The following is a 15,895-nucleotide window of genomic DNA, read 5'->3' on the forward strand; positions in this document are numbered from 1 at the left end:
ACACGCCAATGGTGTCATTTCCAGATTCTCGTCTTCTTTTGCGAGGCGCAACATATACGGGAAGCACGAGCGGCTTCCGCTGACGCCCGGCTTGCGAAAGCCGGTATTTCATTCATGATCTTGGTATAGTGGCGTCAGGGGACATGTCGGTAGAAATCATAGGTCGCGCAGTCCGAGCGCCCGGCGCGGACACACCCGAACAGCTTTTCGACCTGCTGCGGCAGCGTCGCTGCATGATCACGCAAGTGCCCGCCGACCGGTGGGACCAGTCGCGCTATTGGCATCCCGAGATCGGCACGCGCGGCAAGACTTACAGTTTCGCAGCCGGCATCATCGACGACTGCTTCAGCTTTGACCCTGGCGTGTTCGGGCTGTCACAGCGCGAAGCGCAACTGATGGACCCACAGCAGCGGATGATCCTGCAACTCACCTGGCGCGCGCTGGAAAGCGCCAACATCGATTTTTCCGACCTTCGCCATCAGCGCGTCGGCGTCTATGTCGGCGCTTCGGCGCTCGACCACGGCAATCTGATGGTCGAGGATCCAGCCGCCGCCGGTCCGCATTTCATGACCGGCAACACGCTGTCGATCGTTTCCAACCGCATTTCGCACGTCTTCGGGCTCAATGGGCCGAGCCTGACGGTCGACACCGCATGCTCGTCGTCGCTGGTGGCGCTCGATCTGGCGATGAAGGCGCTGGAAAGCGGCGAGGTCGATACAGCGATCGTCGGCGGCGTGAACGCGCTTACGCATCCCGCCGCTTTCGTCGGTTTCGCCCAGGCCCGCATGCTCTCGCCCGAAGGACTTTGCCGGGCATATGACAATGACGGCATGGGTTATGTCCGCGCCGAGGGCGGCGCCGTCGTTATCCTGCGCCGCAGCGATGTCGCGCTGACCCAAGGCGACAGGAGTTATGGCCGGGTTCTGGCTTCCGCGGTCAATTCGGCGGGCCGAACCAACGGCATTTCCCTGCCCTCGGAGCAGGCACAGGCGCAGCTTCTCAAATCGCTCTACGAAGGCAACGGCATCGATCCGAACCGTCTCGCCTTCATCGAAGGCCATGGCACCGGCACGAAGGTCGGCGATCCGGCCGAAGTCTGGTCGATCGGCACGGTCATCGGTGCGGCCCGCAGGGCTCCGATCCCGATCGGCTCGATCAAGAGCAATATCGGCCACACCGAACCCGCCTCCGGCCTGCTCGGGCTGATGAAGGCGATGCTGGCGCTGGAGAACAATTATTTCCCGGCCTCGCTGCACTTTGAGACGCCGAACGACGCAGTCGACTTCAATGCGCTCAATGTCCATGTCGCAGCCGAGCCGATCGAGCTGCTGCACGGCAAGCATGCGCGCCTCGCCGGCGTGAATTCGTTCGGCTTCGGCGGCACTAACGCCCATATCATCATCAGCGACCCGCAGAACCCGCGCGAACGCGAAAAGCCCGAAGCAGTCGGCAAGGTCTTCCTCGCCAGCGCGCATACCGCTTCGGCACTTGACACCCTGCTCAAATCCTACCGTGCAGCCCTCAGGGACGCGACGCCGGCTGAACGGCGGCCGCTGATCGCCTCTGCCGGCGCCAACCGCCATCACCTCAAGCATCGTTTCGTGGTGGCGAACGATGATCCTGACGTGATCGTCAAGGCGATCGATTCGCGCACTCGCGACCGGGACAGCCGCGAAGCGGTGCAGGCCGAAGCTATCCGCGATCAATCGAAGATCGCCTTCGTGTTTTCGGGCAACGGCTCGCAATGGGCGGGAATGGCGATCGATGCCTATCGCCGCAACATGGCCTTCCGCGACCGTTTCAACGTTATCCACGCGCTGTTCCAGGTGCGCTCGCAAATCAGCCTGATCGACCTTCTGTTCGACGGCGACCTGGAGACCAGGCTGCAGGACACCAAGATCGCGCAGCCGCTGCTGTTCGCCATCCAGGCCGCACTGGCCGACGTGCTGTCGCTGCTCGGGGTGAAGCCCGATGCGGTCTACGGCCATTCGGTCGGCGAGGTCGCGGCCGCCTATGTTTCCGGCGCGATTTCGCTGGTCGACGCGGTTTCGGTGGTCGCCAAGCGCTCCTATCATCAGGACCGGCTTGCCGGCCTCGGCCGCATGGCGGCCATGCAGCTTTCTCCCGACGATGCGCTGGCGTTCTGCCGGCGCAACGGCCTCGACCAGATCACCGTCGCGGCCGTGAACGCCAAGGGTTCGGTGACGGTCTCGGGACCGGGCGAACAGATCGTCGCGCTCCGGGAAATCATGAAGGCCGAGCGGATCGTCGGCCAGGTCCTCGACATCAACTATCCGTTCCATCACCCGCTGATCGAGATCGCCAAGGACGACTTCCTCGACGACATGGCGCAGATCGCGCTCAGGCCGTCGCAGATCCCCTTCATCTCGACGGTGACGGGCGGTGTTCTCTCCGGCAACAACCTCGATCCAAGCTACTGGTGGAGCAATGTCCGCGAGCCAGTGAACTTCCTGGCCGGCACAAATGCGGCGCTGGACATGGGCTGCACCTTGTTCGTGGAGATAGGGCCGCGCCCGATCCTGACCTCGTATCTGCGCGACACGATCAAGGAGCGCGCCGTGGCAGCCTCCGCCATCTCGTCGCTGATGCGCGAGGAAAGCGTCGCCGACCCGGTGTCGACCGTCTATGCGCGGGTGCTGGCCAATGGCGGCGCGTTCGACCGGCGCAAGGCGTTCGGCCAGCGCAACGCCAGGATCGTCCTGCCGTCCCTGCCGTTCGAACCGACCGACATGCGGCACGAGTTCACCAGCGACGCGATCGACCTCTACGGGCGGCTCGAGGCTCCTCACACGCTGGCCGGGTGGCGGATCGACCTGTCGAGCGGCAGCTGGAAGAACCATGTCGACGCCCATCTGTTTCCGGATCTGGCCGAGCATGTCGTCGACCACAAATCGATCCTGCCGGGCAGCGCGTTCCTCGACATCGCGCTCTCGGTCGCGCGCCAGTTTTTCTCGACCGACCAGATCGAGGTCTCCAACCTGGAGATATTCCGTCCGCTGGAGCTGTCGGAGAACCATCTTCGCGAACTGTCGACGACGATCTTCGGCGATACCGGGGACGTCGAGATCAAGTCGCGCGACAGGCTGAGCAACGACGACTGGACGCTGCATGCCGTTGCCCGCTGCCGAAAACTTTCGACCGGACGCCCGGCGGCGATGTCGCCCGCCTGGAAGCGCGCCGACACGACGCTGATCAATGGCGCAACGGCCTACGAGACCGCCCATCAGTTCGGGCTGGATTATGGGCCGACTTTCCGCCTGATGCGCGAGGCGTCGCGGATCAGCGAAAGCCGCATCGACGTGGCCATCGCCCCGCCCGAGCCGGCCAGGAACCCGCATTCCGCCTACAGCCTGCATCCGGTGTCGGTCGACGCGGCCTTCCACGGGCTTGTCGCGGTGTTCGGAGAGATTTCGGGCGAAAAGCGCGGCGCGCCCTATATTCCCGTGCGTTTCGGGACGGCGCGCCTCTATCGCCCCGGCGCGACGATCACGCGCGCGATCATAGACATCGGGCGTGTTTCCTCCGGCTCGATCAAGGCGGGGTTCATCTTCCTCGACAAGGCCGGCGAAGTCGTCGCCAGCTTCGAGGACTGCCGCTTCAAACGCACTTTCCTGCGTCAGCAGAAGCCGCTCGAAGACGTCAGCTATCACCAGACCCTGATACCCTCGCGGCTGTCGCCGTTCGGCGACGCGGGCAGGCAGCAGACCGGGCAACAGCCTGTCCCGTTCTTCTCCGTGTCGGATGATGACGAGGGCGACGGTTCGTCGCAGATGCTCGAAGCGGCAATCTATCGCGCCAATTTCGAGATCGCCCGCAAGGCAAGCCGCAACACCGGCGTCATTGCCAGTGACGCTCTGCCCGGCGATCTGGGTTTCCAGCGTTTCGTCGCCAATGGCCTGTATCTGCTCGAGGAAGTCGGCCTCGCCGCGCAAGGCGACGGCAACTGGACACTTCAGGCGGAATGCTCGCTGCCGCCGGTTCCGGCTATCCTCAACGCCATCTATCGCGAACGGCCCGACCGTATCGCCGAGATCGTTGCCGTCAACGATGTGTGTTTCGAGGCGATTCAGCGGCTCGACGCGCTGCATGCGCCATCCAGCGGACAGGCCAGGCAGGAGAACTCCGGCCAGCCGAAACCCTATGTCATCGGCGATACGGTGCTGGAAAGCCTGCGGGTGCATTCGCCCGCCAGCGCGAGCCGCGTCGGCATGGTGACCAGCGCCTTGAAGAAAGCCATCGAGGCGCGGAAAGCCTCGGCGCCAGCGCGCCGCATCATTGAGCTCGGCACGGTTTCTCGCTCGGTGACGGCGAATTTTGCGCGCCTCGCCGCAGAAGCCGGGGCGGCCTTCATTGCCGTGGAATCGCGTGATGCCGCGTTTGGCGAACTTTCGATCGCCTTCGAAACCGCTCCGCATGTCACCATTGCCCGGCCGTCGGACCTGGCGCGGACCGGAGCCGCCGACATCATCGTCAGCGCCGCGGACCATATTTACGAATTGCTGAGCGCCGAAGGCGGCCACGAGGCCATCGAAGCCGCGGTCGGGGCTTCGACGCAGCTTCTGTTCTGCGCGACCGCACCCAATGCGTTCGTCGATTTTGCCTTCGGTCTCAACCACGGATGGTTCGACCGCAGCAAAGGCGTCGAGTTCCCGATCGGGCAGCTTGCCTCCGTGGACGACTGGCACTCGCTGCTGCGCTACCTGCCCTTCGAAAATGTCGCCGTAGCGCGACACAGCCTGGCTCACGGACCGGCCATCGCGGTCGAGGCACGCGGACGAGCCGCAGATGCGGTGACCGCGGCGCCTGCCGCCCGGCCACCTGTGCTTGTCGTCCATGACGGCCGGATATCCGCGAAGGCCAGGACCGCGTTCGAGGATTCGGAAGCCGGCTTCCTGCGCCTGACCGGCACTGCCGACAAGGATCGCGCCGCACTGACGACGGCGCTCGGCCGCTTCGGCAATGGCGACGTCAACGTCATCTATCTGCCCGACACCATTGAGGGCGACGGGTCGCAAAGGCTGCAGCGCAGCGTCCTACGGCTGCGTACCGTCGCCGAAGTCCTGAGAGCACACGCACCCTCGGATGCGCCTGCCGTGAAGAAGCGTTTGGCGGCAGTGATGGAGGCCGAAGAGACGGCGCATCATGCATCCGCAAGCGACGCCGGATTGTGGGCATTCTTGCGCGTGCTGCGAAATGAGTTCGACGTGATCGACCTCCATTCCGTCGATCTCTCCGGCGCCCGGGACTGGAATTTCGCAACCCGCATCAAGCGGACCCTGGCCCTGATGACGGCCGAGAGCGAAAACCGCGAATGGGCGATTGACCCGGTTACCGCCGGCGCGATGGAAGTGCGCGTGGTTCCCGGCCCACTGCCGGCCGGCCAGGCATCGACCAGCGATTTCGCCGCCGCGACTGTCAGGCAGCGCACGGCCTCGCAGGTCGGCAGCATCGTATGGCAGACTACCGTCCCGGCCGAGCCGGAGCCGGACGAAATCCGTATCGCTGTCGCGGCCACCGGCCTCAACTTCCGCGATGTGATGTGGGCCATGGGCATGCTGCCCGAGGAAGCGCTCGAAGACGGCTTTGCCGGCCCGACCATCGGCATGGAATGCGCCGGTTATGTCGAGGCCGTCGGCGTCGATGTCGAGGGTTTCGCGGTTGGCGATGCGGTCATGGCGGTCGCGCCGGCAGCGTTCTCGACGCATGTCTGCGTGAAGCGTTCCGGCGTGGCGAAACTTCCCGCCGGTATCGACCCGATCGCCGGTGCAACCCTGCCGGTCGCCTTCCTCACCGCCTACTATGCGATCGTCGAGTTGGCGCGTATCCGTCCCGGCGAGACGATCCTGATCCATGGCGGCGCGGGCGGCGTCGGGCTCGCGGCGCTGCAGATCGCCAAGGCGCGCGGCGCAAAAGTCATCGCCACGGCCGGGTCGACGGAAAAGCGCCGGCTGCTCGAAACGCTGGGCGCCGACCACGTCTTCAATTCGCGCAGCCTGCAGTTCGTCGACGATGTGCTCGCCGCGACCGGTCAGGTGGGCGTCGATGTCGTGCTCAACTCGCTGTTCTCGGAAGCGATGGAGCGCAGCCTTTCGCTGCTGAAACCGTTCGGCCGCTTCCTCGAACTCGGCAAACGCGACTTCTACTCCGACACGAAGATCGGGCTTCGGCCATTCCGTCGCAACATAAGCTATTTTGGCATCGACGCCGACCAGTTGCTGAACACGCTGCCGGAACTGAGTTCCAGCCTGCTTGCCGAAATCTCCGCAATGTTCGATCGGGGCGAACTCGCGCCCCTGCCCTACCGCGCGTTCCGGCACGACGAGATCGTCGGCGCTTTCCGCCTGATGCAGGGCTCCGGCCACATCGGCAAGATCGTCGTGACCGCGCCGGTATCGGGCGAGGATTTCGTGTCCATCGCCCCGCGCGCCGGCCTGCAACTGGACCGCGAAGGCGTGCATCTGGTGCTGGGCGGCATCGGCGGCTTCGGCCTGGCGACGGCCGGCTGGCTGGTCGAACATGGCGCGCGCAAGCTCGCGCTCTGCTCGCGCCGCGGCGTCGCCGACGAAGAGACTGCGGCGGCGATCCGCAAATGGGCGGCGCGCGGCGTGATCACCAGTGTCTATGCCTGCGACATCACCGACGAAGCCGCGGTCGCCAAGATGCTCGGCGATATCCGGGCGGACGCTCCGCTGAAGACCGTGATCCACGCCGCCATGGTGCTGGACGATGCGCTGATCGAGAACCTGACGGAAGAGCGCGTGCGCGCCGTCGTCGAACCGAAGGCCAAGGCCGCCGCGATCTTCGACAGGCTGACCCGCCAGGACGAACTCGACCATTTCATCCTGTTCTCGTCGGCCACCACCCTGGTCGGCAATCCGGGACAGGCGAACTACGTCGCGGCGAACGGCTATCTCGAAGGGCTGGCCCGGGCACGCCGACGCATCGGACTGCCGGCGCTGGCGGCCGGCTTCGGCGCGATCTCCGACACCGGCTTCCTGGCCCGCAACACCGACGTCAACGACATGCTGTCGAAACGCATCGGCAAGACCGGCATGACCGCAGCGCAAGCGCTGGCCTATGTCGAGGACTATCTGCTGCGTGATCCCGGGACCGTCGACGCGGCTTCCGTGGCGATCGCCGAGATCGACATGAGCATGGCCCGCCACTTGAAGACGGTCGCCGCGCCCCTGTTCGACGTGGTCGCCCGTTCCGCCAAGACCCAGTCGACGGCGGGCGACGGCGAATTGATCGATCTCGTGGCGCTGGTCGAGGGCAAGAGCCAGGAGGAAGGCGAGAATCTCATCTTCCAGCTTGTCGCAAGCGAGATTGCGTCGATCCTGCGCGTCCCGGCCAGCGAGATATCGCCGCTGAAAGTGATCAAGGATGTCGGTCTCGACAGCCTGATGGCGATGGAACTCGGCATGAGCTTCCGCCAGAAGACCGGCTTCGAGATGCCGCTTTCGAGCGTCACGCAGAGCACGACGGTTGGCGACGTGTCCCGAAAACTCTATCTCAAGATCACGCAGCACGCGGGATCCGACGAGGCAGAGGAAAAGGCGGCGAACACCGTCGTGGTCGATCACCTCGCGACACGCCACACCAATCCGGCCAAGGCGAACGTGCAATGACCGACGGCACCAACCAGGGTTCCAGGGCGGTCCGGGACCAGGTCCTGAGCTTCATGAAGGACCATGCCCGACCGGCGACACCGAAGCGCCCCGCCCGGCCGGCCGCCGTGCCGCAGGCCAGTCCGGCTCCCGCGTTCACCGACCTGCCGGAGCACAAGCAGATCATGGCGCAGGCGGCCGCCGGCGACCAGCTCGGCATCGACAACCCGTTCTTCCGCAGCCATGCGGGCGCCGCCGGCGCAACCACCGTCGTCGACGGCAAGACGCTGATCAACTTCGCTTCCTACGACTATCTCGGCATGAACCGTCATCCCGAGGTGCTGGGAGCGGCCAAGACCGCGATCGACCGCTACGGCATTTCGGCCTCGGCCAGCCGCCTCGTCGCCGGCGAGCGGCCGGTCCATGGCGAACTCGAGGCCAAGATCGCCGCCTTCTACGGGGTCGAGGCCGCCATCGTCTTCGTCAGCGGCTACCTGACCAATGTGGCGACCATCGGCACGTTGCTCGGCCCGGAAGATCTCATCATCCACGACGAGTTCATCCACAACAGCGCGCTGATCGGAGCGAAACTTTCGGGCTCGCATCGCCGGCTGTTCCGCCACAACGACATGGAAGACCTGGAGCGCGTGCTGCGCTCGGTCACCGGCCGCCATCGCCGCATCCTGATCGTGGTCGAAGGCGTCTATTCGATGGATGGCGACGTCGCCGACCTGCCCAAGCTGATCGAACTGAAGTCGCGTTACGGATGCTGGCTGATGGTCGACGACGCACATGCGCTCGGCGTCATCGGCGATACCGGCCGGGGCACGGCGGAATATCACAAGCGCAATCCACGCGACGTCGACATCTGGATGGGAACCCTGTCCAAGACGACCGCGAGCTGTGGCGGCTACATCGCCGGCAACCAGGCGCTGATCACGCTGCTCAAGGGCCACGCCGGCGGTTTCGTTTACAGCGTCGGGCTCGCCCCGTCGCTTGCCGCCGCGGCATGGACCTCGCTCGACCTGATCGACCGCGAGCCAGAGCGTGTCGCCCGCATGCGCCGCAACGGCAATCTGTTCTTCGACCTCGCCCGCGAGCGCGGACTGGACACCGGCGTCAGCGTCGGCTGCTCCGTCATCCCCGTCATCATCGGCGACTCGCTACGGGCCGCGCAGCTTTCCAACGACCTGCTGGCGGCCGGCGTCAATGTCATGCCGATCATCCACCCGGCGGTGCCGGAGGGCCTGGCGCGGCTGCGCTTCTTCATCACCAGCGAGCACACGCCTGAGCAGATCGAATACGCCGTGGACCAGACCGCCGAAAAGCTCGAAGCGCTGGTCGCCCGCAATTTCGGCATCGGCTCGGTCGATGTCGAGGCGGTGCTGCGCAGGATGGCCGCGGAAGTCTGAGCGCCGGGCCGGGCGAACCGCGCCCGAGCAACCCGCTACCCCTCTCAGAAATGGTCTTTGTCGGGACGGCTGCGCTGCGGCTCTTCCACGAACCCACCCGGTTCGTTGACCGTGTTCTCGTGCAGGCGTTTGGCAATGGCCGCCGCACCTGCCTCTACCCCGGCGTCGGAATAGAAATTCCCGCGCACATGCACGGTCGCCGCGACCAGGCGCACGAAAGCTCCGACGAGTTCCGCGTCCGGCGCTTTCGGCTCGAGCCAGAAGCTGTCGAGCGGCTGGTCGTCGGTCATGCCGGGAATGTCGTAGATCGCGAGCCCCAGTGTCTTCACCGGGATCCCCCGCTGCAGCCCGACCATTCCGGCGGTGGAATTGATCGTCACCACGCCGGCCGAGCGGGCAACCATACGATTGAGGTTGCCGCCATCGATGAAATGGACGCGGTCGGCGACGCCGTGACGCTGCGCATGGGCCTTGATCTCATCGGGCCATTTGATCAGCCCGTTGTCCAGCGGATGGACCTTGATAAGCAGCCGGGCATTCGGATTCGCATTCTCGGCGAAGGAGGTGATCACCAGCTTGATCGCGGTGCGCTGGCTTCGGAAGACCGAATAGCTGCGTATCTGGTAGTCGGTTTCCAGTTGCAGCGGCATCACGAAATAGGGATCGGAGCCATCCGTCACCCGGGCGATGGTTTCCTCGGACTCCCGGGTCCGCCGCCGTCCGGTGAGAAGCCGGCCGATCCATCCATAATATTCCGCCAGCGGGTGGAAGATCGCATGCCAGCGGTAATGCGGAAAGAAGAACCAGGCGAAGACGTTGGGCAGGTTGAACATCAGGTCGTAGACGGCGTCCGAAACGAACGTCTGGCTATAGTGCGCGCGCAGATCCGGCTCAGGAAGATCGGCCGCGGCGCGCAGGATCGCCGTTGGTTCAACCGGAAAATGCGAGTGATGGCCGCTGCCGCCCTTTTCGATCCGAATCCAGTCCGGCCTGAGGTAGCCCATCTCGACGGCGTAGACCGGAATACCCCGCTCCTTCGCAGCCGCTATGGCGACAAGATGATGCGGGCGCTCCTCGCCGAGCAGCACGATGCCGGTAACGCGCTCGCGGTCCAACAGAGCCGCGACGAAAGCCGGCCAACCGTCGGGATGCCCCCGGTAGTTGAGCGCGCCAGGACGGCGCCAGAATACCCAGTCGCCTGCGCATAGATTGACACGAAGGCAGCGATGTCCCAGCCGCTGCAGATTATCGGCGATGCGCGCGAACAGCGGCGAGGACGGCCCTTGCAGGAACAGGAATGTTTGCCGCGACGAAGCAGCCTCGGCCGGCTTTTCCACCCTCATCGCGCCGCTCCGGCACGCGATGTGGCTTCAGCCAGCCAGCCCTCGATCCCCGCGTGCTTCACCATATCGGCAATGATGTGCCACGGCGCCTTTTCGGTAGGCGATTTCGCCGGTGTCGCGCCTGCGGCGGCGCGCGCCATCGGAACGATGAGATATTCCGTCCGGGGATCGGAGAAGGGGTCGGCGAAAGCCTTCAGGACCGGCGCATGGTCGCCGTAAAAAGCCAGCCAGACGGGCCGGTCCATGCGATCAAGCTCATCGGCGAGATGGCCCAGCGCCGCGTCCGCGCGCTCCAGAATGCCGAGATAGATTTCCACCGGGTCGGTGCTGTCGCCGTGGCGACCGGGACGCCATGGACCATGATTCTCCATCGATGCCGCGAACAGGAACTGGCCTTTCGGTTCGCCCTGCTCCTTGCAATAGTCCAGCACCCGCTTGGACAAGGTCAGGTCGGATACATACGGGCCGTCATGCTCCGTGTCGTGGTCGAAGGCGTCGAGCATGGTAAGCGCTTCGAAACCGAGTTGCGGGAGGGCGCGGTCGCGCGAGAAGAACTGACGATCATAGGGATGTATAAAGTGCGTCGACCAGCCCGCCTTGCGGAAACGATTGGGCCAGGAAACATCCGCGTATGGTGCTGCGCGCAGATAGGGATGCGCGGCGTCATGACCCAGATCGGCGGGCGGCAGGCCTGAAATCACCGAAAACTCGGTGCGCAGCGTATAGCCTCCCTCGAAGATGCTCGACATGCGCCCCCATTCGACCGAGCGCAGGCGCAGCCGGTCGAGATTGGGCAATGACAGCGACGTAACGCCGAAATGCCGCATGTCCATGAAGGATTCGGACTGCCAGACCACCACCAGCGGCTTGCCTTCCGGCATTCCGGCCCCGCTCGAAGTCTCCGATTCTCGCGGCAGCGCCGGTTGCGACACCGGGGCCGGTCGCGCCCCCAGCCACGCAAGGAAGCTGTAGGTAACCGCCGCCAGCGTTCCGAGGCGAACCGTCAAGACCTTGATGTCGTGCCTGCCGACGATGCAAGCGGAGATGACCGCCAGCCTCCGCCGGACATGCGGATCGAGCGGAAGCAGCCACGGCGCAGCAGCCGCCAGCGCCATGATCCCTATCAATTGCGGTCGTCCGGTCAACGGCAGGACCGAGGGCTCGAATACCATGAACAGCGCCGAGCCGCCGAATACATAGCCCAGGGCCACGACCCAGAAGAGGATGTTCAGCCAGCCGGCATAAAACATCTCCTTGTGGCGGAAGACCAGCATCACTAGCGCGATGTCGGAAAACACCAGCGGCTCACGGATGAACTCGTATTTGGCGCGCGAGATCAGCGTGAAAATCGCAAAGGTGCTGATGGCAGCCGCGGCCGCATAGAGCGGACGCCAGGAGATGGCGAAGAAGAAGGCGAAGATCACCGCCACCATGACCGCGCGCGCCATGAGGTCGGAAAAAAGATGCGCCCCGCCTGCAGGGCGGCTGGCGCTCCACGCGGCCGCCGGCATCGCAAGGCGGTCAACGGCGAGCGTCACGGCGAAAGCGGCGACGAACATCGTCGCCACCAGCGCCAAAGGGTGCCCGAAAAGTGCCAAACTCAAGCCATTCCCCGTCAAGGCCCCAATTCGAACAGGCGGGACCTGCTGCATTTCAGAACGGCCGAACCCCCTCCGGTATTGCCGTTGGACGGCGGGTGTTCGCAATTTTTGCCGCCGATATCAAGGCACATCGCCCCATTCTTATGCGCCGGCGACGTTTCACGGATTTGTCGCGGCAGCAGCCGCATGGTAACGACCCATCGACGGGAGCAGGCATGGCGCATGTCATCATAACCGGGGGATCGAGCGGTATCGGCGCCGCCCTGGCCGAGGCGAGTGCGGCCAAAGGCGACGACGTCTCGCTGATCGCCCGCTCGGAAACCGCCTTGCAGACAGGGCTCGGCGACCTTGAAAGGCGTTTCGGCAAAAGCGGCCGGCGTTTCCATGCGGAAATGGCTGATACCGGCGATGGCCCGGCGGTCGCCAACGCAATCGCCGCCTGCGAAACCGCGCTCGGGCCATGCGACACGTTGATCACATCGGCGGGGATCGTCATTCCCGGCCGGTTCGAGGAGCTTTCCGCCGAGGCTTTCGAAAGCCAGTTGCGCACCAATCTGTTCGGCACCGTCAACGCGGTCCGCGCGGTCTATGCCGGCATGCGCGAGCGGCGGCGCGGGAAAATCCTGATGCTCGGGTCCGGCGCGGGCCTGATCGGCGTCTATGGCTACACCGCCTACTGCGCGTCGAAATATGCCGTGGCCGGATTCGCGGAAGCCCTGCGCGCCGAGGCAAGACCCCACGGCATCACTGTCTCGATTTGCTTTCCGCCCGACACCGAAACGCCGCAGCTTGCTGCAGAGCGCCCGCTGCGGCCGGCGGAGGCACACGCCACCATCGGCGCCGGCGGCCTGTGGCCGGCGCCTGCTGTAGCGCGCGTGGCTCTGGCGGGACTCGATCGCGGCCGGTTCGCCATCTACCCCGGCATGCAGATGAAGATGCTCGGCCTGTTCGGATCGGTCGCCATGCCGCTGCTGAGGCCGTGGTTCGACCGCAAGATCGCCGTGGCGCGCCGGATCCAATCGCGCAAGCCCTGACACTGGCCGTCAGCGCACCAGCAATTTTTCGACTTCGTCGAGCGTCGGCATCGACGGCGCCGTGCCCGGCCGCGTCACCGATATGCCAGCGACGGCGCAAGCGAAGCGCACCGCCGCCAGCGGATCGAGGCCGCGTGACAGGCCGACCGCGAAGCCGCCGTTGAAGGCGTCGCCTGCCCCGGTCGTCTCCACCACCGGTCCCGCGGAAACGGCCGGGACCAGTTCGGACACCTTGCCGTCGTGCAGCAGCGCGCCCTTTTCGCCGAGCGTGATCAGGGCGGCGCCCGCGCCCTTTTCCAGAAACACCGCGGCGGCGCGGCGTGCGTCGTCGGCGGTCTCGACCTTGATGCCGGTCAATTCCTCGGTCTCGGTCTCGTTGGGCGTCACGTAGTCGCAAAGTGCGAAGATAGTATCCGGCAGCTTTGCGGCCGGCGCCGGATTGAGGATCGTCGTCACGCCGGCGTTCCTGGCGATCTCCAGGGCATGGATTGCCGCGTCGATCGGCTGCTCGAGTTGCGTGACGAACACACCCGCCGAGCGGATCAGCTCGGCATTGTTGTCGATGTCGGCCAGCGAGATCAGCGTCGCGGCCCCCGGCGAAACGATGATGGCGTTGTTGCCCGTCCCCTCCTCAACGAAGATGTAGGCAGCGCCCGTGTAGCTCTCGGGCGTCTCGATGACAGCCGCTTTCACGCCGGCCTGTTTCCACGTCGCCATCGCCATCTCGGCGAAAGGATCGCGGCCAAGCCTGGTGATGAAGGTCACGTCGGCTCCGAGCCGGCCCGCGGCCACCGCCTGGTTGGAGCCTTTTCCGCCGGGCCCGAGCTTGAAATAGTCGCACATGATGGTCTCGCCGATGCGCGGCTGGCGTGGCGCGCGATAGGCGGTGTCGGCGACGAAGACGCCGAGAATGACGATCGGCTTGCCGGTCGCCATGGCGTCACGCGGCATCCGGCGGGACCACGCCCTTGCGGAAGGCGAAGCAGCCGTAGAAACGGCGCTCCCCGGTCTGGATCACGCAATAGGCCTGCTTGGCGCGCTCATAAAAGGCGTAGCGCTCGACCGAGATCATCGGCCAGGACTTTCCTTCGGCAGCGTCGACAGCCTTCTGCACCTCCTGCTGCACCGGCGGAACTTCGTCCGGCTTGCCGACGATCTCCATGCGCGCGGCGGCATCGTCGACGAAAGTGTCCAGCGGGTAGAGCGACAGCACCGCCTTCGCAACCTCTGCGGCGCTGGCGTCGATCCTGAGAAGCTTGCCGAGCCGCGTCTGCCGGGCCACCGAATCGGATGGGAAATTCGTGTCGGCCAGGATCAGGTCGTCGCCATGGCCCATCGCCCGCAGAGCATAGAGCACATCCGCGTTGAGCAGCGGATTTATTCCCTTGAGCATTCAAACTCCTCCTGGAATCGCCTTACGGACCCGATGTTGCATCAGAGACGCTTGCCGCTCTGCGGGTCGAACAGATGAACGGCTTCGGCGCGGGGGCGCAGGTTCAGCGTGTCGCCCGGCTTGAAATTGTGCCTTTCGCGGAACAGCGCCACCAGTTCGCCCGAACCGAAGCGCAGGAATACCATGGTCTCGGACCCAGTCGGCTCGACCACCTTGATCTCGGCCGGGAACCCATCCGCGGCGAGTTCGAGATGCTCCGGCCGCACGCCGTAAAGCACGTCCTGGCCGTCTGACACCTTCGCGCCGGCGGGGATGGGCATCTTCACGCCGTCGATGTCGACCGCACCGCCGGAAACCTTGCCCTTCAGCATGTTCATGGACGGTGAGCCGATGAAACCGGCAACGAAGACATTGGCAGGGCGGTCGAAAAGGTCCAGCGGCGCGCCCATCTGCTCGATGCGCCCTGCCTGCATGACGACGATCCTGTCGGCCATGGTCATGGCCTCGACCTGATCGTGGGTCACATAGATGGTGGTCGTCTTCAGCCGCTGGTGCAGTTCCTTGATCTCGGTGCGCATCTGCACGCGCAGTTTCGCGTCGAGGTTCGACAGAGGTTCGTCGAACAGGAACACCTGCGGATTGCGAACGATGGCGCGACCCATCGCCACACGCTGCCGCTGGCCGCCGGAGAGCTGACGGGGATAGCGTTCGAGATAAGGAGCGAGATCAAGGATTTCGGCGGCTTTCTTTACGCGTTCCGCGATGACTTTCGGGTCCGTTTTCCTGAGCTTCAGCGCGAAAGCCATGTTCTGCGCCACGGTCTTGTGCGGATAGAGCGCATAGTTCTGGAACACCATGGCGATGTCGCGCTTGGCCGGCGGCAGGTTGGTCACCTCGCGCTCGCCGATAGCGATGTTGCCGCCGCTGACGCTCTCCAGCCCGGCCACCATGCGCAGCAAGGTCGACTTTCCACAGCCCGATGGCCCGACCAGCACCACGAACGCGCCGTCGGCGATGTCGACGCTGACCTCGTGCAGCACCTTGACCGCGCCAAAGGCCTTCGAAACGTTCCGGATCGCTACCTGCGCCATCGCTCCCCCGCGTGTCGGCGTCCGCCGATTTTTGCGGCGAAGCTAACGAACGGACGGCGGCAAGTCCACAGGCGAACGATACTGTCGTTCATTGTTGGACCTCCAGCCCGCCACCGCGCGACCCCGAACGGGAACCGCATCCGATGGAAGCAGCCCGGCACCTTCTGAGCGCTCACACCTAGGCGGCGTTGCTTTCTGTGGGTGCCGCCACCCCTGGGCGTCTGACGTCACCGGCAGTTCCACTTCGAAAACACAGACAAGCGCTGGTTGCTCGAGACAGATCCCCACTCGCGGGCGACGGACATTTGCCGAGCCCGTCTGCCGACGAAAATTCACAAGGCATTTTGCCAGTAAAGTATGAAGGTGCTTATCGGTTGCTTCCAATAGAATTTC

At 64.9% G+C, this 15,895-nt stretch carries 8 protein-coding genes; 3 read left to right on the forward strand and 5 right to left on the reverse strand.

What is annotated here, in order from left to right; genetic code table 11:
- The first annotated feature begins 143 nt into the window (after positions 1–143).
- Both ACH196_RS06045 and ACH196_RS06050 read left to right on the forward strand, forming a co-directional pair.
- Positions 144–7,649: an SDR family NAD(P)-dependent oxidoreductase gene (locus tag ACH196_RS06045; RefSeq protein WP_396645788.1), complete on the forward strand. Its 7,506-nt coding sequence runs from the start codon at positions 144–146 to the stop codon at positions 7,647–7,649.
- On the forward strand, positions 7,646–9,040 hold the full coding sequence (locus ACH196_RS06050) for an aminotransferase class I/II-fold pyridoxal phosphate-dependent enzyme (RefSeq protein WP_396645789.1): 1,395 nt from the start codon (positions 7,646–7,648) through the stop codon (positions 9,038–9,040). Before ACH196_RS06045 ends, ACH196_RS06050 begins: the two co-directional genes overlap by 4 nt.
- Before the next feature lie 44 nt (positions 9,041–9,084).
- Here ACH196_RS06050 and ACH196_RS06055 read toward each other — a convergent pair whose 3' ends face one another.
- Positions 9,085–10,383: a capsule biosynthesis protein gene (locus tag ACH196_RS06055; protein ID WP_396645790.1), complete on the reverse strand. Its 1,299-nt coding sequence runs from the start codon at positions 10,381–10,383 to the stop codon at positions 9,085–9,087.
- Positions 10,380–12,011: an LTA synthase family protein gene (locus ACH196_RS06060; RefSeq protein ID WP_396645992.1), complete on the reverse strand. Its 1,632-nt coding sequence runs from the start codon at positions 12,009–12,011 to the stop codon at positions 10,380–10,382. The genes ACH196_RS06055 and ACH196_RS06060 overlap by 4 nt, the downstream gene beginning before the upstream one ends.
- A 188-nt stretch (positions 12,012–12,199) precedes the next feature.
- Between ACH196_RS06060 and ACH196_RS06065 the strand changes: the two genes are divergently transcribed.
- Positions 12,200–13,018 carry an SDR family oxidoreductase gene (locus ACH196_RS06065; protein ID WP_396645792.1) on the forward strand — a complete coding sequence of 273 codons (819 nt, stop codon included), beginning with the start codon at positions 12,200–12,202 and terminating at the stop codon, positions 13,016–13,018.
- Between the two features lie 9 nt (positions 13,019–13,027).
- Here the strand turns inward: ACH196_RS06065 and rbsK are convergent, their stop codons facing one another.
- The 3 genes from rbsK to ACH196_RS06080 are packed head-to-tail and all read right to left on the reverse strand — an operon-like array spanning position 13,028 to position 15,502.
- The gene (gene rbsK / locus ACH196_RS06070) at positions 13,028–13,954 is read right to left on the reverse strand and encodes a ribokinase (RefSeq protein ID WP_396645994.1); all 927 of its coding nucleotides are present in this window, start codon (positions 13,952–13,954) and stop codon (positions 13,028–13,030) included.
- A 4-nt stretch (positions 13,955–13,958) separates the two neighbouring features.
- Positions 13,959–14,411 (reverse strand): RbsD/FucU family protein, encoded by a 453-nt coding sequence (locus tag ACH196_RS06075; RefSeq protein ID WP_396645794.1) that lies wholly within the window; start codon positions 14,409–14,411, stop codon positions 13,959–13,961.
- Between the two features lie 41 nt (positions 14,412–14,452).
- A complete protein-coding gene (locus ACH196_RS06080; protein ID WP_396645796.1) occupies positions 14,453–15,502 on the reverse strand; it encodes an ABC transporter ATP-binding protein in 1,050 nt (349 codons plus the stop codon).
- Positions 15,503–15,895 lie beyond the last annotated feature (393 nt).

It is taken from the genome of Mesorhizobium sp. IMUNJ 23232, from assembly GCF_044326205.1.
In the GTDB taxonomy this organism is placed as follows: Bacteria; Pseudomonadota; Alphaproteobacteria; order Rhizobiales; family Rhizobiaceae; genus Kumtagia.